Origin of the sequence: Streptomyces hyderabadensis (assembly GCF_020404845.1) — a bacterium.
Classification (GTDB): Bacteria; Actinomycetota; Actinomycetes; order Streptomycetales; family Streptomycetaceae; genus Streptomyces; species Streptomyces hyderabadensis.
Genome location: NZ_JAIOJZ010000097.1, coordinates 1 through 16,223 on the forward strand (window position 1 = coordinate 1; position 16,223 = coordinate 16,223).

A 16,223-nucleotide genomic window follows, 5' to 3' on the forward strand; every position below is an offset into this window, starting at 1 on the left:
ATCCACAGCCGACAACCCACCCGACGCCAACGCCTGCCGGATCACCCGCTGCTGCGCCGGACCATTCGGCGCCGTCAGGCCACTGGAGGCGCCGTCCTGGTTCACCGCTGAGCCCCGTACGACCGCCAGCACTTCGTGGCCTTGACGTCGGGCGTCCGCGAGCCGCTCCAGGACCACCACACCGACGCCCTCGGCGAAGCCGACACCGTCCGCGCCGGCCGCGAAGGACTTGCACCGGCCGTCCGCCGACAGGCCCCGCTGCCTGCTGAAGTACAGGAACATGTCCGGTGTGGACATCACCGTGACGCCGCCGGCGAGGGCGAGGTCGCACTCGCCCGAGCGCAGCGCCTGCATCGCCCAGTGCATGGCCACCAGCGACGACGAGCACGCCGTGTCCACCGAGACCGCCGGGCCCTCCAGCCCCAGCGTGAACGCCACCCGGCCCGTCACCAGGCTGCCGTCGCTGCTGCCGGTGCCGTAGTCGTGGTACATCACGCCGCCGAAGACACCGGTGCGGCTGCCCCGCAGCGAGGTCGGGTCGATCCCGGCCCGCTCCACCGCCTCCCAGGAGGTGCGCAGCAGCAGCCGCTGCTGCGGGTCCATCACCAGCGCCTCGCGCGGGCTGATTCCGAAGAAGGCGGGGTCGAAGTCCGCGGCATCGTGCAGGAATCCGCCTTCACGGGCGGATATCCTGCCTTCTTTTCCCGGTTCGGGGTCGTACATTCCGTCGACGTCCCAACCGCGCCCGGCCGGGAATTCGGTAACGGCGTCGCGGCCCTCGTGCACCAGTTGCCACAGGTCTTCCGGCGAGCGGACTCCGCCAGGAAAGGAGCAGGCCATTCCGACGAGCGCGATCGGTTCGTCGGAGGCGCTGCGCTCCAGCTCGGCAATACGTTTGCGAGCTTCCTGCAGGTCGCTCGTCGCGCGCCGCAGATAGTCGAGAAGCTTCTTCTCGTCGCTCACCGGCTACCTTTCCTCCGGGTCCACCGCCATTCCCGGCAGGGGGACGGTAATACGGTCGGGACACTATGCAGGGAAGGAGACCGGGCCAACCCCTAGGCCGGGGGCCGGACCCCTAGAAGGCGCCACCGAGACCGAGTCGGGAGCCGACCACATCGAGTACGGCGGCGCGCTGGGCATTCACGAAGAAATGGTCACCGCGAAAGACTTCCATTCCGAAATCCGCCGTCGTGTGCCGCGCCCACGCCGCCGCCTCGTCGACGTCCACATGGGGGTCGTCGGTGCCGGCCAGGGCGACGACGGGACAACGCACGCGCTGTCCCTCCCGGTACCGGTAGGAGAGCGAAGCGCGGTAGTCCCCGCGCAGTACCGGGAGGATGGTGGCGAGCACCTCCGGGTCGCCCAGCAGTTGGGGGTCCGTGCCCGCCTGGCGCAGATCGGCGATCAGCTGCCGGTCGTCGTCGACGTCGAACGCTTCGGAGCGGGGGCGCGAGGGGGCGCGGTGGCCGGACGCGAACAGCAGGCGGGGCTCGGCCCCCCGGGCTTCCAGGCGGAGCGCCACCTCGAACGCGAGTACCGCGCCCATGCTGTGGCCGAACAGCGCGAACGGCAGGTCCGTCCAGGGCTGTACGGACTCGGCGATGTCGTCGGCGAGGGTGTGCAGGTCTGGGGCGAAGGGTTCGCCACGCCGGTCCTGGCGGCCCGGGTACTGCACGGCCAGGACCTCCACTCCGCGGGGCAGTTGCTGGGAGAAGGGGTAGAAGAACGGCGCCGACCCGCCGGCGTGCGGTAGGCAGAACAGCCGGATGTCCGCCTCGGGGCGCGGCTCGAACCGGCGCACCCAGGTGTCGGTGCCGACTCGGGCGGTCTGGTTCACTGCCGCCACTCCCCCGCCTTGTCGTCGGCGACGAAGTGGGCCGCGCCGGAGAACTCCGAGTGGGGGTCCGGCGCCGCCGGTCCGGCCGTGGGCCGCTGTTCGGCCGCGCGGGACGAGGGGCCCGCCGCGGCCTCGCGGCGGAGCCCTTCGAGTTCGAGCACCCGTGAGCGGCTGTCGGTCGCCGGGACCGGCCCGGGTCGACTCTCGGTTACCGTCATGCACTCATGAAAGGCGTCAGCCGCGTCGCCCTTCCAGCGCGTCGACCCCCTATTTCCCCCTCCGGTCCCCTTATTCGGCGACCTGTTGCGGTCCGCACACCGCCATGGGGCCGAACAGGTTCGACAGCTTGGCCCGGCCGCTGATCCGCAGCTTGCGGTAGACCCGGGTGAGGTGTTGTTCCACCGTGGAGACGGTGATCCACAGCTCGCGGCTGATGTCGCGGTTCGAGCGGCCCATCGCGGCGAGCCTGGCCACCCGCAGTTCGGCCTCGCTCAGCTCCTCGAGGTCGCCGACCGCACCGACGCCGGCCTGGGCGGGCACCTGTCCGGGCCGGGGCGGACGGGTGTCCTCGGCCGGCTCGAGGCGTGGTTCGAGGCGCAGGCCCGCGTCGTCGTAGGCACGTTGCAGTTCCCGTTCCGCCCGGCGCAGTTCCGCGGGGGCGTCGGCGGCCCTGAGCCGGTCCACCGCGCGCAGCAGCAGCGGTACCCGCTCGTCCTGGGCCGCGGTGGCGGCCAGCAGGCGCAGTGCCGTGCCCGCGGTCCTGCCGTCCCGGCACGCGGGCTGTTCCAGCCAGTCCTGGAGCACCTCGCGCGCGCAGGTCTTGTCGCCCCTGGCCAGCAGTGCCTCGGCGATGCTTGCGGGCAGCGGGACGAGCACTCCGATCTGCACGTTCCACACGTCCAGCCGGTGGCGGCAGGCGTGGAAGTAGTCCAGGGCCTCGGTGATCCTGCCGCGGGCCATCGCGAGCCGGCCGAGCGCGTGTGCGTAGCGGACGCCGACGGCCGTCTCCAGCAGCGTCTCGGGGATGGGCCGCGCGGCGGCGTCGGCGGCTTCCCGCAGTCGGCCCAGTTCGAGGTTGGCCTCGATGAGGACCGACAGCGGGTGCCCGACGAACAGGCCCCAGCTCTCTTCCCGGAGCAGGGTGACCGCGTTCTGCGCCAGTTCGATCGCGGCCTCGGGATCGCCGCCGCGCAGGCACACGTCGGCGCGTACCGCGAGCAGTTCGGCCAGGCACGCGGTGGCGCCCCGGTCGCTGAACCGGTCGATCAGTTCGTCGCACCAGAACAGCGCCCTGTCGTACCGGCCTCCGTGGGCCAGGGCGAGGATCGCGGTGCTCATGGTCTCCAGCGGTCTGACGCCGAGCCTGCTCTGTCTGAGGATCTCTTCGGCCGTCTCCGCGCTTTCCTCGTCACCGCCCGCTGCCCACACCCGGGCCAGGGTCTGGCCGGTGTCGGGGCCCGGTGCTCCGGTGCCCGTGGGCTTGGCGCACCAGGCGCGCAGGCCGTCGGAGGCGAGGAACGGCGGGCATGCGACGCCGTACCAGCGCCGGAACGTCAACTCGAGTTCGAGGCGGGCCTCCTGACCGAGGACCATGCCGATCGCCATGGCGTCCTCCATGACGGCCACCGCGCTGTCGGTGTCCCCGCGGGAGACCAGGAGCCGGACGAGGGAGACCACGTCCCGGTCGCCGAGCCTGCCCCCGCTCAGTGCCTTGCTGAGGGTCGACAGGAAGGACAACGCGGCGGTGGGGTTGGTCTGCAGGGTGAGCTTGAACAGCTGGCGCAGGACCATACGGTGCTGACGGGCGTCGTCGGCGGCGTCCAGGGCCAGGCCGAGACAGCTGAGCGCGGTCGTGGAGTCGCCCCTGCCCAGGGCCCGTTCGGCCGCGACGGACAGGACCCGAGGCGCCCAGTCGCCGTCCGCGCGGGCGGCGGCGAGGAGGTGTGCGGCCACCTCGGTGGCGTCCTCTCCGGCGTCGTAGAGCACACCGGCGGCGCGCACGTGCAGCGCGGACCGTTGCTCCGCGGACATGCCGGCGAGGATCACGGCGGCGACCTCGGGCGCGCACACGTGGTCGGCGCGGATGAGGCCGGCCCGGGTGAGGACCTCGACCGAGTGCCCGATCTGTGCCGCGTCGAGGTCCAGCAGCCGGCTGAGCCGGGGCAGGGAGGTGCGCTCGCCGAGCGCCGCGAGCCCGCAGGCCACGTCGAACATCTGGGGTTCCCAGCGGTGCAGGCAGGTCAGGACGGCCTGGCTGAACCGCTTGCCCGTGCCGGGACCCGGGCCGGGCGCCCCCTCGTGTTCGATCGCGAGTTGCAGGTCCTCGACCAGTGCGTTGACGAGGATCGGGTTACCGCCGCTGAGCTGGTGGAACCTGCGGGCGAGCCGGACGGTGGCCGCCGCGTCGGTGATGCCTGCGAGCGAGGAGAGGATCCTTTCCTCGGTCATGAGCCTCAGCTGGATCCGCAGGTGCGGCTGCCGGGTGACCTCGGCCCGGAACAGCGGCTGGGCCACCCGCGGGTGTTCCCATTCGCTGAGGATCAGCAGCAGGCGCCGCGACCTCATCCGGTGCTGCAGGTAGAGCAGCACCTGCAGGGAGGAGGCGTCGACGAACTGGAGGTCGTCGACGCAGATGACGACGGGACGCTCGGTGCACAGCTCCAGCAGCAGCCGGCAGATCTCCCGCAGGGCCGGCACCTCGGCCGGTGAGCCGAACGCCGGCGCGCTGAACTCCTGCGCCGGCCGGGCGATGAGCCGGGACAGCCGGCAGACGAGGTCGTTCGGCAGGTCCGCGTGATGGATCAGCTGATCGATCACGCCCATCGGCAACTCTTGTTCGGCGCGTGCACCGGTTGCCCAGAGCACGAGTGCCTCGTTTTCGGACGCCCATTCCGAGAATTCGTGAAGCAGGCGCGTCTTGCCGCTTCCCAAAGTACCGTTCACCAGCACGAGCTGGCCATTTCCGGCGGCAGACAACGACGTTAAGTCCTGGAGAATATGGAACGCAGCACCATATTCAACGAAGAACATACACACCCCCGTGTGAAGCAGTTGCCGCACCCGGCCAAGGGCCAGGTGGGGCTCACCGCATGATTCCCCCGATGTGCATACAGGACGCTCACGCCCCGTGCACCTCACGATCGCAACCTAGCGGCTCTCGCAAGCCAGAACGGAACAAGACGTCAAGGTATGGCAAAAAATGGAGGTTCGTGCACTGTGCGTAAAGCTCCTGGCGCGTAGCGTCCCCGTCCGCCCCGTGTCGGGCGGGCGGGGAGAGGGGGAGCGTAGGGGGCCGTAGGGGTTGCCGGCCGCGAGAGCCGCCTGAAGCCTGGGAGCCAGGGACACAGTGAACCGGGAACCGGGAACCGGGAACCGGGAACCGACCGGGTGTCGACGCTCACCGTCGCCGAATCCAAGGAAATTGGTTTATGTCGGTAATTCCAGAAGAAAATGTCTCGGCCTGGTTGCGCAGCTTCCAGCCGGCGAGCGGGACGGCACCCCGGATGATCTGCTTCCCCCACGCGGGCGGGGCGGCCAGCTACTATTTCCCGGTTTCCCGTGCCCTGGCGGGAAAGGCGGACGTTCTCGCCGTTCAGTACCCGGGGCGTCAGGACCGGCACACGGAAACCCCCGTCGCCGATCTGACCACCCTGGCCGCACAGGTGTTCCGCGCGCTGCCCAAGGACCGGTTGAGCCGCACCTGGTTCTTCGGGCACAGCATGGGGGCCGCCCTCGCCTTCGAGGTCGCGAGGCTGATGGAGGCGGAGCTGGACGAGTCGCCCGCCGGACTCGTCGTGTCCGGCCGGCGAGCGCCCTCCCGTTTCCGGGAGGAGGCCGTACACCGGCAGGACGACGCCGGACTCATCGCGACCGTCGCCGCGCTGGGCGGCGCGGACCCCTCCGTCTTCGACGCCCCGGACACGCGCCGCCTCTTCCTGCCGGCCCTGCGCGCCGACTACACCGCCATCGAGACCTACCGGCCCGCCGGTACCCCGACCGTCGCCTGCCCGATCCACGCCTTCGTCGGCGACGCCGACCCGTTGACCACCGTGGAGGAGGCCGAGGACTGGCGCCGGCACACCGGCGGCGCGTTCGCGCTGCGCGTCTTCGAGGGCGACCACTTCTATCTGACGCCGCGCGCGGGCGAGGTCATCGCCGAGCTGTCCCGGTTGCTCCAGTCCACCCGGTGACGTCCGTGACGGCGCGGCCCCGTCAGGCGATCGGGCGTTCCAGGGCCGACTCCGGCTCGGTCCCGGTGCTCTCGCCGAGGAAGCCGCCGGACTGGTGCTGCCACAGCCTGGCGTAGGCACCGTCCCTCGCGAGCAGTTCCTGGTGGCTGCCCTGCTCGACGACGCGTCCGCGGTCGAGGACGACGAGTCGGTCCATGCCGGCGACGGTGCTCAGCCGGTGGGCGACCACCAGGGCCGTACGGCCGTCCATCAACCGCCACAGCGCGTCCTGGACGAGGAGTTCGCTCTCCGAGTCCAGCGCGCTGGTCGCCTCGTCGAGCAGCAGGACCGGCGCGTCGCGCAGCACGGCCCTGGCGAGGGCGACGCGCTGGCGCTGCCCGCCGGACAGCTTCACGCCCCGCTCCCCCACCAGCGTGCCGAAGCCGTCGGGGAGCTGGTCGGCGAACTCCGTGACGTGTGCGGCCTCGGCGGCCGCGCGGATCTCCGCGTCGGTGGCGCCCGGCCGGGCGAAGGCGATGTTGTCCCGCAGGCTGCGGTGGAACATGGCGGGTTCCTGCGGGACGTAGGCGATCAGTGAGCGCAGGTCCGACTGGCGCAGCCGGCTGATGTCCTGTCCGCCGATCAGGATGCGTCCGTCGTCGAGGTCCGACATCCGCAGCAGCAGCCGGGTGAGCGTGGTCTTGCCGCCGCCGGACCTGCCGACCAGGCCGATCCGGGCGCCCGCGGGCACGTCGAGGTCGAGTCCCTGGAAGATCGGCCGCGCGCCCGTGTGGGCGAAGGTCACCGCCTCGAAGCGGATGCCGGTGTCCCGCGGCGCGAGGGGCTCGGGCACGTCGGCGTCGAGCACGGTGGGCGGGTCGAGCAGCAGCTCGGTGAACTGGGCCGCCTCGGTCATGGAGCTTTCCAGCCGCCGGTAGATCTGGTTGAACTCGAACATGATCTGGGTGGCGTTGGAGTAGTAGGTGAAGGCGACGACGACCTCCTCCACGCCCTGTCCCGGGCCGCCGAAGGCGATGGCGACCAGCAGGCCCAGCACGTTGGTCAGTACGGACATGGGTGCGATCAGGGTGTCGACGCGCAGGTTGCCGTAGTCCCATGACCTCAGGGTCAGGCGCCGGGAGTCCGCGACCCGGCTGCGGTGTTCGCCGGCCTCGCGCCGTTCGGCCGCGAAGGCCCGGATGGTCTCCATGTTCATGAGGCTGTCGGCGACATGGCCGGAGACCCGGGCGACCGCGGCCTCCCGGTCGTTGACCAGCCGTTGCCTGCGCCGGATCAGCGGGGTCGCGGCCACCACGGTCAGCGCGATCATCAGGAACAGACCGACGACGAGCATCGGTTCGTAGCCCCACAGCACCACGGCACCGAACACCAGGGGCACCAGACTGCCCACGATCCGGTACGTCACGGTGTCGACGAAGTCCTCGAAGCGCTTGCCGTAGCTGAGTACCCGCTTGGTGAGAGACCCGGCGAAGTTGTCGTGGAAGAACGCGGCGTCCTTGGCGAGGAGTTCGTCCATGCCGCTCACGTACAGGTGCTCCATGCCGAGGGCGTCCACCCGGTTCAGGCAGTGCTGCCCGATCCGCCAGACGGCCTCGGCGAGCAGCAGCGTCGCCCCGAAGCCCAGCACGTACGGCAGCGCCGGGCCGAGGGCGAGTCCGTCGTCGGCGGCCTGTCCGGCCAACTTGGCGATCAGCAGGGGGGCGACGTAGCGGATGCCGATGTTGCCCACGGCCGGCAGCAGCAGTGCGGGCAGGGCCAGCCGTCGCTGGCGCCGCAGTTCCCGGCCGTAGTGGCGCAGCGCCAGGACGACGGCGCTCCTGCCCGGCGCCGGCCCTCGCGTGTCTGTTGTCCCCATCACACCCCCGGAGGTTCGGAAGCGGGAAGTCTCCCGTCCAACGGGGTGCACAGTCCAGGCATTTAACGCGGACCGTCGAGAACCGGACACCGCTCGGCCCGTCCGCGCGCAACGTGACATTGTATGGTGTGGGTCAATCGGCTGGTCGGACGCAGGAGCACGGATGCCGCATCTCAAGTCCCCGGCGATCTCCGTCCAGACCCATCTGCGCGATCAGGTCGCCGACGCGCTCAGGGCCGCCCTCATCGCCGGTGACCTGCGTCCCGGTGTCGTCTACTCCGCCCCCGCCCTGGCCGCGGAACTCGGCGTCTCCGCCACCCCGGTGCGCGAGGCGATGCTGGACCTGGCCAGGGAGGGACTGGTCGAGGCGGTGCGCAACAAGGGGTTCCGCGTCACGGAGATGACCGAGCGGGACCTCGACGAGTTCACCGAGATCCGGGCCCTGATCGAGGTTCCCACCGTGGGACGCGTCACCGCCACGGCGACCGCCGGGCAGTTGGAGGCGCTGCGGCCGCTGGCGGAACAGATCGTCACCGCCGCCCGCGAGCACGACGTCCTCAAGTACCTAGAAGCCGACCACCGCTTCCACCTCGAACTGCTGGGCCTGGCCGGCAACCACCATCTCGTGGAGGTGGTGGCCGGCCTGCGCAAGCGCTCCCGCCTGTTCGGGCTGGGCAGCCTGGACGAGGCGGGCCGGCTGGTCGCTTCCGCCCAGGAGCACGTCGACCTGCTGGACCTGATGGTGGCCGGCCGCGGCCGGGAGGCCGAGGAGTGCATGCGCCGCCATCTCGCGCACGTCCGCACGCTCTGGGCGGACGGCACCGACGAGTCCCTCAGAGGGTGAAACCGGCCGGGTAGGGGTCCGAGGGGTCGAGCAGGTACTGCGCGGTGCCGGTGATCCAGGCGCGGCCGGTGACGGACGGCAGGACGGCGGGGCGGTCCCCGACCGTCGTCTCGCCGAGGACCCGGCCGACGAACCGGGAGCCGATGAAGGACTCGTTGACGAAGTCCTGACCGGCCGGGAGCAGACCGCGGGCGTGGAGCTGCGCCATCCGGGCACTGGTGCCCGTGCCGCACGGCGACCGGTCGAACCAGCCCGGGTGGATCGCCATGGCGTGCCGCGAGTGGCGTGCGGTCGATCCGGGGGCCTCGAGGTAGACGTGGTGGCACACGTCGATGGCCGGATTCTCCGGATGGGACACCGGGTGCTGCTTGTTGATCGCGTCCATGACGGCCAGTCCGGCGTCGAGCAGCCGCTGCTTGTGCGCCCGCTCGAAGGGGATGCCGAGGTCGTCGGTGCGGACGAAGGCGTAGAAGTTGCCGCCGTAGGCGATGTCGTAGGGCACCGTCCCGTGGCCGGGGACGTCGACGACCTGGTCGAGTGCGTGGCAGTACGAGGCGACGTTCTCCAGGGTCACCGACTCGGCGTGGCCGTCGCGCACCCGTACCCGGGCCGTGACCAGCCCCGCCGGTGTGTCGAGCCGCACCAGGGTCTCCGGTTCGGCCACCGGGACCATTCCGGTCTCGACGAGGACCGTCGCCACCCCGATGGTGCCGTGCCCGCACATCGGCAGGCAGCCGGAGACCTCGATGAACAGCACGCCGTAGTCGGCGTCGGGCCGGGTCGGCGGCTGCAGGATCGCCCCCGACATCGAGGCGTGTCCGCGGGGTTCGCACATGAGCAGGGTGCGCAGGTGGTCGCGTTCGGCGACGAACCGCTGCCGTTTCTCGAACATCGTCGCGCCGGGCAGGTCCCCCACCCCGCCCGTGATCACGCGGGTGGGCATGCCCTCGGTGTGGGAGTCGACGGCGTGGTAGCAGACCGTCGAGCGCATCGTCAGTTCACCCCCGCGTCGATCAGGGCCTGGGTGGCGGCGCGTACGACGGCCTCCGTCTCCGGGGCGAGCGGCTGTCGCGGCGGGCGGCAGCCGCCGCCGCGGCGGCCGGTCATCTCCTGGCCGAGCTTGATGGCCTGGACGAACTCCGTCTTGCTGTCCCAGCGCAGCACCGGGTGCAGTTGGCGGTAGAGCGGCAGCGCCGTCTCCAGGTCGCCCCGGACGGACGCCTCGTACAGGGCGAGACAGGCCCGGGGGAAGACCTGCGGGTACCCGGCGACCCAGCCCTTGGCGCCGGCGAGGGCGACTTCGAGCACGGTGTCGTCGGTGCCGATCATGAGGTCGAGGCCGGGGGCCAGCTCGGAGATCTCATAGCACCGCCGGACGTCGCCGGAGAACTCCTTGACCCCGACGACGAACCCCTCGGCGTGCAGCTTGGCCAGCAGGTCGGGACGCAGGTCCACCTTGGTGTCGATGGGGTTGTTGTACGCGGTGACGGGCAGGCCCACCGAGGCCACCCGCTCGAAGTGTTCGAGCACCGCGCGGTCGTCGGCGCGGTAGGCGTTCGGCGGCAGGCACATCACCGCCTGGCAGCCCGCGTCCTTGGCGAACCGGGCGTGCCGCTCGGCCTCGCGGCCGCCGTAGGCGCCGACGCCCGGCATGACGGTGAACCCTTCGGGGGCGTTGGCGACGGCGGTCTCGACGACGCGGTCGCGCTCCTCGTAGGTGAGGGTCTGGTACTCGCCCAGCGAGCCGTTGGGGGCGACGCCGTGCATCCCCTGCTCGGCGAGGCGGGCGACGCTCTCGCCGTAGGCCGCGAAGTCGATGGAGAGGTCGTCGTGGAACGGCAGGGCGGTCGCGACGATGACGCCGTGCCAGGGCTTGCGGGTCTCGCTCATGAACACTCCTTGTCGGTTTCACCGTTGTCCGTCGGTGCCGTCGGTGCCGACGGTGCCGGTGGTCGCGGCGGTGCCGGTGATGTCGGCGATATGGGCGGTGGCGGCGGTTCTTCGTCGAGGTCGGCGAGCGCTCCGAGGGTGACGGGCGTCGCGACCAGCCGTTCCGCGGGCTCGTAGGCCCGCTTCCGTGCCGTGAGGCAGTGCACGGCGGGTCCGCACATCCGGCCCTGGCACCAGCCCATGCCGGCCCGGGTCAGCTGCTTGACCTGCCGGTGGTCGGGTGCGCCGTCGGCGCGGGCGGTCCGGATCGTCCCGGCGGTCACCTCCTCGCAGCGGCACACGACGGTCTCGTCGGTCAGCCAGGAGGACCAGGCGGGCGGAAGCGGGTGGGCCAGGGCCATCGCCCGGGCGAAGGCACGCTGCCGGACCACCGCCGCCCGCAGGGCGGTCAGGTGCTTGTGCGCCGGTACGCGCCTGGCGCGGGAGTCGGCGAGGACCGACGCCGCGGCCAGCCGGCCCTCGTGCACGGCGAGTGCCGCCCCGCCCACTCCGCAGGTCTCCCCCGCGGCGTACAGACCGGGGACGGTGGTGCGCTGGCCCTCGTCGACCGAGACCACCGCGTTGCCGTCGGCCGCGTCCGTGAGGGCGCAGCCGAGCGGGACGAGCAGGTCGAGCTGGGGTGCGAAGCCCCAGCCGACGCCGACGGCGTCGACCGCGACGCGTCGTTCCGTGCCCGGGCGCGGACTGCCGTCCGGCGCCAGCGAGGCGATCCGCACCGAGGTCACCCGGTCGCCGCCCTCCGCGGCGACGATCGCCGTGCGCGGGCGCAGGGGGACGCGGTGGCGTACGAGTGCGGCGGCGTACCCGGCGCCCTCGGCCCACTTGCCGGGGTTGCGCAGCAAAGGGCCGGGGCGGCGCAACCACGCCCGCGGGTGGGCCGCCTCGCACACCTCGACGACCTCGACGCCGCGCGCCGCGAGCCCGGCGGCGACCGGCAGCAGGAACGGGCCGGTGCCGCCCAGCGCCACGCGGCTTCCGGCCGCCACTCCGGCGCCCTTGAGCAGCGCCTGCAGCCCGCCGGCGGTCAGCACCCCGGGCAGGTCCCAGCCCGGGAAGGGCAGTTGGCGGTCGTAGGCGCCGGTGGCGACCAGGAGTCTTGGTGCCCGCAGGACCACGGCGGTCTCCCGCGGTGCCTCGCGGCGGTCGGCGGCGTGGACCGCGAACCCGTCGCCCGCACGGACGGCGGACCACACGTGGTGTTCCAGGCGCAGGTCGAGCCGGCTCGTGTCCCGGCCCGCCGCCAACGCCTCGCACAGGGCGCGGTACCGGCGCAGTCCGTGGTGCAGGTCGTCGGTCGGGACGGCGGTGCGTGCGTGCTCGGGCGGGTGCCGCCAGTACTGGCCGCCGAGGGCGGTTCCGGAGTCCAGCAGTACGACGCGCAGTCCCCCGGCCAGCGCCGTGGCCGCGGCGGCCATCCCTGCCGGGCCCGCGCCGACGACGATCAGGTCCGCGGGCTCACTCATCGTCACCCTCCTGGGGTGCGGCGGTCGTCGTGACCGTGGTCGTGACGGTCATCCCCGGCCGGGCCGGTACCAGGCAGGCGCGCTGTCCGGGGGCTCCGTCGACGGTGACCAGGCAGTCGAAGCAGACGCCGATGCCGCAGAAGACGCCACGCGGGCGGTGTCCGACGCGGGTGGTGCGCCAGGCGAGGCGGCCGGTGGCCACGAGGGCCGCGGCGACGGTCTGTCCCTCGACGTACGGCAGGGGTTCGCCGTCGACGACGATCTCGGTCACTGGTGGGCACCTTCGGGGGTGAGGAGGCGGTCGGGGAGAAGTCCCGTGTGGTCGGCGGGGTCGGCGCCGCGCCAGGGCCGGCCGAGCAGATGGGCCGTGACGAGCGCACCGGTCGCCGGGGCCAGGCCGATGCCCGCGCCCTCGTGGCCGCACGCGTGGACGACGCCCGGCACGCGCGGGTCGGGGCCGACCACCGGCAGGTGGTCCGGGCAGTACGGCCGGAAGCCGCGGTAGGCGCGCATCAGATGGACCCCGCGCAGGAAGGGGAAGAGCCGGCACGCCTGGGCCGCGAGCCGGGCGACCACGGCGGTGTTCATGGTGGTGTCGAAGCCGACGCGCTCCCGGCTGGCACCGATGAGGATGGTGCCGCCGCGGGTGCCCTCCACGACGCAGGAGGTCTCCAGACCGGCGTCGGAGGAGGCCACGTTCGCGACATAGTCGGCGGAGTAGACCTTGCGCCGGACCATCGGCGGCAGGGGTTCGGTCACCAGGACGAAGCCGCGGCGCGGCAGCACCTCGACGGGAGCGCCGAGCCGACGGCCGACCTCACCGCCCCAGGTCCCGGCGGCGTTGACGACGGCGTCGGCGGGCAGCACGGCACCGGCCGCCGTCCGGACGCCGGTGATCCGGCCGCCGTCCCGGGCGGTCACGGCGCCGGCGACCTCGCCCGGGTGGCAGCGGGCGCCGCGCGACACGGCGGCTCGCAGCAGCGCGGCCGCCGCCAGCACCGGCTGCACCTGTGCGTCCTGCGGGTAGTGGACGCCGCCGGGGATGCCGGGCGCGAGGTGGGGTTCGAGGTCCCGCACCCGGTCGACCTGCTCGACCCGGACACCCGCCGCCTCCTGCCGGGCGGCGAACTCCTGGAGCGCGGCGAGGCTTTCGGCACTGCTCGCGACGACCAGGCCGCCCTTCGCCTCCAGTTCGAAGGTGTCGGGGCCCAACTCCCGGCCGGCCTCGTCCCACAGGGTGCGGCTCAGCCGGGCCAGGGCGAGTTCGGGGCCGGGTTCCTTGTCGGAGAGGAGGACGTTGCCCTCTCCGCGGCTCGTCGTCCCGGCGCCGACGGGCCCGCGGTCGATGACCGTGACGTCCAGGCCCGCCGAGGCGGCGTGGAAGGCACAGGCGGCTCCGACGACTCCCGCGCCCACGACGACGACTTTCAGGGTCAACGGCTCCTCCTCGTGCACGCACCCCACTGTGCAATGTCACATGCCATGGGTGAGGCTATACATCCCCCAGGCGGAAGACAACGCCCCCTCCGTACCCGGGGCGGTCGGCGAGGGGTCAGAGATCGACTCGGGTGCCGAGGCCGGTCAGGGCGCCGACCGGGTCGAGGTCGGGCGTGCCGCGCGGCCACCAGTCCTCGCGGCCGGGCTCCGACTCGTACGCGTACCAGAGCCCCGCGCGGCCGAGTCTGAGCTGGACGTGTCCCCGGGGGTGGGTGAGGCGGTTGCGCCAGGGGCGGAAGGCGGGGAGGTCCGCGGCGAGCAGCAGCGGCCGGGCGCGGTCGAAACGGCCGGCCGGCGGGTCCCAGGCCTCCTCCAGGACGTCCAGGCCGTCCGGTCCGCCCTGCCGCCAGGCGGCGACGGCCCGCGCCAGCTCCGCCGTGTCGCGTCCGGCGGCGGAGGCGAGGGACGCGTAGAGCGCGCGGGTGCCCGCGGTGAGGCCGGAGCCGGGGCGCGCCGCGGCGAGCCGGACGGCGTCCTGCCACAGCGTCAGTCCGCCGACCGGGTCCCGTCCGGTGGTGAGCAGGGCGTGGGCGCGGGCGGCCGCGTCGGTGGCCAACTGGTCCAGCCCGAACGGATCGGGGCCGCCCGGTGCGGCCGGGTAGGCCGGTGGCTGTTCGGGGTGCGGGGGCGCGGGCAGCGGCGCCGGGAGGGGTGGCAGGGCGCGCGGGGCCAGGGCTTCTGCGGCCCAGACGCCGGGCAGGGGCGCCGGTCCGCGGTCCTGGGCCGCACGGGCCTCGCGGGCCGCGTTCCGCCGGGACAGGGCGTCGAGCAGCGCGCGCTCGCCCCGGCCGCGCAGCAGGAGCAGGACGAAGGGGTCGGCGTCGAGCAGACGTGCCGTCTGGTAGCAGAGGGCGGCGGCGTGCTTGCAGGGGTGGCCGGAGTCGGGGCAACTGCACCGCGGGGTGAGGTCGCCGGGGCCGGGCAGCAGCGGGACGCCCTGGTCGGCCAGATCGGCCAGGGAGTGCGGGAGTTCCTTGTCGAGGAGGGCGGCGATGTGTCCGGGCCGTTCGACGGCGGCGTCCAGGAAGCGGTCCCAGTCGGCGTCGCCGAGCGTCCGCAGCCGCACCTGGACGCGGTACGGCCGGGCACGGCTGCCCTGCACGTAGGCGAGGACCAGCCCGGGCGTCACGGTGATGGCATCGACGCAGCCCCGCTCCGCGTACCCCCGCCCGCGCTCCAGCCGGGCGGCGTCCAGGGCGCCCTCTTCCAGCGCCGTCACCCACGCGTTTCCCCACCAGGTCCCGGCGAAGCCCTCGTCGTGGGCATCCCGGGGCGGCAGCGCGGGAAAGGTGCGCCGGAGGTCTCCGTCACGTCCCGGGGCAGCCATCGAGCGGGGCGCGCGAGGTCGCGCGGGCGGTGCTGCGGAGGAGCCCCGGCCGCCCGCCGTTCCCGACGGCTGCTGCGGGGGCGGCGCCCACTTGTCGCCGCCTCCCGGCCCTCCCGGCGGCAGCGCGTGCCCGGCCCGGGAGGCGGTGGGAGGGGATCCGGCGGGCGGGTACCTGTCGGCAGGAAACCCGGCGGCACGGTCGGCGGCGTGATCGGCGCCAGGTGACGGGTCGGACTCGGGGTGCGCGGCCGCCCGCGCCCGGGGCGAGGGGTCGGGAGCGGAACCGGCGGCACGGGCGACGCCGGGCGATGAGTCCACGTCCGGTGGCACGACCGCCCGCGACCCGGACGATGCGGAAGCCGAACCGGCGGCGTGATCGGCGTCGAGCGGTGTGCCCAATCCCGGCTGTGCGACCGCCCGCGACCCGGACGATGCCGAAGCTGAACCAGCTGCGTGGTCGGCGTCGAGCGGTGTGCCCAATCCCGGCTGTGCGACCGCCCGCGACCCGGACGATGCGGAAGCGGCACCGGCTGCGCGGTCGGCGCCGAGTGACGGGTCCGGGGGTGCGTCCTCCCCCGCCTCGGGGGAGACGGAACCGGCGGCGCGTGCGGCGTCGGCGGTTGCGGTGTCGGCGGTTGCGGTGGTGTGGTCGGCGCTGGGTGACGGGTCCGGCTCCGGGAGCGCGGCCGCCCGGCCGTCGGCGGCGGAGCCGTCAGGCGGCTCCCCGGCAGGCGGGGTCTCCTCGGCCCGGTCCGCCTCCGGCGGCAGCCGGAAGGCGCCAGCGGCGAAGTCCCGTACGGCACGGGCACGGGCGTCGGCGGTGCCCGCACCGGCCGCCCGCCGCTGACGACCGGCCGGACGGGCCGAACGGCGCGCGTGCGGCGCGCTGTTGGCCGGCCCGCCCTGGGAGGCCGCGTCCGCCTTCGCCTGCCGCCGCGCCGCCCGCAACGCCTCGCGCGCCACGTCCGCCGGCCGGGCGGCCCGCGCGCCCACGGAGCCGGTGGGTGACGCCCCGTCGGGAACACCTCGGTCGCCAGCGCGGCCCGGACTTCCCGAACCGTCCAGACTGCCGGAGGCGCCCGGCGTTCCCGGGCCGTCCGAGCCGTCCGAGCCCTCCGGGCCGCCCGGGCCGCCCGAGCCGTCCGCCTCGGCCGTGTCGTCGGACCGGGCGGGCCTCTCGTCGGAAGCGGCCCGCTCCTCCATGGATCCCGCGTCTCCGGCACCCGTCGGATCGCCTGGACCCGTCGCGGCGGCCGGGGC

General features: G+C 73.4%; 12 protein-coding genes and 1 pseudogene. 2 read left to right on the forward strand and 11 right to left on the reverse strand.

Going from position 1 to position 16,223, the window contains the following annotated elements; all coding sequences use genetic code 11:
* The 4 genes from K7854_RS36100 to K7854_RS36115 form a co-directional block, all read right to left on the reverse strand.
* A partial coding sequence (locus K7854_RS36100; protein ID WP_226030789.1) for a beta-ketoacyl synthase N-terminal-like domain-containing protein occupies positions 1-963 on the reverse strand: 963 nt, incomplete at its 3' end.
* 112 nt (positions 964-1,075) lie between these two features.
* Complete coding sequence (locus K7854_RS36105; RefSeq protein ID WP_308112607.1) at positions 1,076-1,837, reverse strand: thioesterase II family protein; 762 nt, start codon at positions 1,835-1,837, stop codon at positions 1,076-1,078.
* A complete protein-coding gene (locus tag K7854_RS36110; protein ID WP_226030790.1) occupies positions 1,834-2,055 on the reverse strand; it encodes a hypothetical protein in 222 nt (73 codons plus the stop codon). Before K7854_RS36110 ends, K7854_RS36105 begins: the two co-directional genes overlap by 4 nt.
* Before the next feature lie 70 nt (positions 2,056-2,125).
* Positions 2,126-4,867, reverse strand: a complete 2,742-nt coding sequence (locus K7854_RS36115) for an AAA family ATPase (RefSeq protein ID WP_226030791.1) — start codon at positions 4,865-4,867, stop codon at positions 2,126-2,128.
* 398 nt (positions 4,868-5,265) lie between these two features.
* Here K7854_RS36115 and K7854_RS36120 point away from each other — a divergent pair, with 398 nt between their 5' ends.
* A complete protein-coding gene (locus K7854_RS36120) occupies positions 5,266-6,027 on the forward strand; it encodes a thioesterase II family protein (protein WP_226030792.1) in 762 nt (253 codons plus the stop codon).
* Positions 6,028-6,049: 22 nt separating this feature from the next.
* On the opposite strand, the gene K7854_RS36125 is transcribed toward K7854_RS36120, so the two are convergent.
* Positions 6,050-7,882 carry an ABC transporter ATP-binding protein gene (locus K7854_RS36125; RefSeq protein ID WP_226030793.1) on the reverse strand — a complete coding sequence of 611 codons (1,833 nt, stop codon included), beginning with the start codon at positions 7,880-7,882 and terminating at the stop codon, positions 6,050-6,052.
* Positions 7,883-8,045: 163 nt separating this feature from the next.
* On the opposite strand from K7854_RS36125, the gene K7854_RS36130 reads away from it, so the two are divergent.
* Positions 8,046-8,726, forward strand: a complete 681-nt coding sequence (locus tag K7854_RS36130; protein WP_226030794.1) for a GntR family transcriptional regulator — start codon at positions 8,046-8,048, stop codon at positions 8,724-8,726.
* Here K7854_RS36130 and K7854_RS36135 read toward each other — a convergent pair.
* The 6 genes and pseudogenes from K7854_RS36135 to K7854_RS37880 all read right to left on the reverse strand — a co-directional run.
* On the reverse strand, positions 8,716-9,717 hold the full coding sequence (locus tag K7854_RS36135; RefSeq protein WP_226030795.1) for a proline racemase family protein: 1,002 nt from the start codon (positions 9,715-9,717) through the stop codon (positions 8,716-8,718). The two genes, K7854_RS36130 and K7854_RS36135, sit on opposite strands and share 11 nt — an antisense overlap.
* A gap of 2 nt (positions 9,718-9,719) precedes the next feature.
* Entirely contained in the window at positions 9,720-10,616 is an 897-nt protein-coding gene (locus K7854_RS36140; protein WP_226030796.1) for a dihydrodipicolinate synthase family protein, read from the reverse strand.
* Positions 10,613-12,139 (reverse strand): FAD/NAD(P)-dependent oxidoreductase, encoded by a 1,527-nt coding sequence (locus tag K7854_RS36145; RefSeq protein ID WP_226030797.1) that lies wholly within the window; start codon positions 12,137-12,139, stop codon positions 10,613-10,615. The genes K7854_RS36140 and K7854_RS36145 overlap by 4 nt, the downstream gene beginning before the upstream one ends.
* Positions 12,132-12,410 (reverse strand): (2Fe-2S)-binding protein, encoded by a 279-nt coding sequence (locus K7854_RS36150; RefSeq protein ID WP_226030798.1) that lies wholly within the window; start codon positions 12,408-12,410, stop codon positions 12,132-12,134. Before K7854_RS36150 ends, K7854_RS36145 begins: the two co-directional genes overlap by 8 nt.
* Positions 12,407-13,570: an NAD(P)/FAD-dependent oxidoreductase gene (locus K7854_RS36155; RefSeq protein ID WP_372481114.1), complete on the reverse strand. Its 1,164-nt coding sequence runs from the start codon at positions 13,568-13,570 to the stop codon at positions 12,407-12,409. Before K7854_RS36155 ends, K7854_RS36150 begins: the two co-directional genes overlap by 4 nt.
* 121 nt (positions 13,571-13,691) lie before the next feature.
* A pseudogene (locus K7854_RS37880) lies at positions 13,692-14,993 on the reverse strand (SWIM zinc finger family protein); the annotation flags it as partial.
* Between the last annotated feature and the right edge of the window lie 1,230 nt (positions 14,994-16,223).

What these genes read in the sequence shown, in the direction of transcription:
- K7854_RS36110 (WP_226030790.1), bottom strand. Translation starts at nt 2,055, where the DNA reads ATGACGGTAACCGAGAGTCGACCCGGGCCGGTCCCGGCGACCGACAGC.
- K7854_RS36115 (WP_226030791.1), bottom strand. Translation starts at nt 4,867, where the DNA reads ATGTTCTTCGTTGAATATGGTGCTGCGTTCCATATTCTCCAGGACTTA.
- K7854_RS36120 (WP_226030792.1), top strand. Translation starts at nt 5,266, where the DNA reads ATGTCGGTAATTCCAGAAGAAAATGTCTCGGCCTGGTTGCGCAGCTTC.
- K7854_RS36125 (WP_226030793.1), bottom strand. Translation starts at nt 7,882, where the DNA reads ATGGGGACAACAGACACGCGAGGGCCGGCGCCGGGCAGGAGCGCCGTC.
- K7854_RS36130 (WP_226030794.1), top strand. Translation starts at nt 8,046, where the DNA reads ATGCCGCATCTCAAGTCCCCGGCGATCTCCGTCCAGACCCATCTGCGC.
- K7854_RS36135 (WP_226030795.1), bottom strand. Translation starts at nt 9,717, where the DNA reads ATGCGCTCGACGGTCTGCTACCACGCCGTCGACTCCCACACCGAGGGC.
- K7854_RS36140 (WP_226030796.1), bottom strand. Translation starts at nt 10,616, where the DNA reads ATGAGCGAGACCCGCAAGCCCTGGCACGGCGTCATCGTCGCGACCGCC.
- K7854_RS36145 (WP_226030797.1), bottom strand. Translation starts at nt 12,139, where the DNA reads ATGAGTGAGCCCGCGGACCTGATCGTCGTCGGCGCGGGCCCGGCAGGG.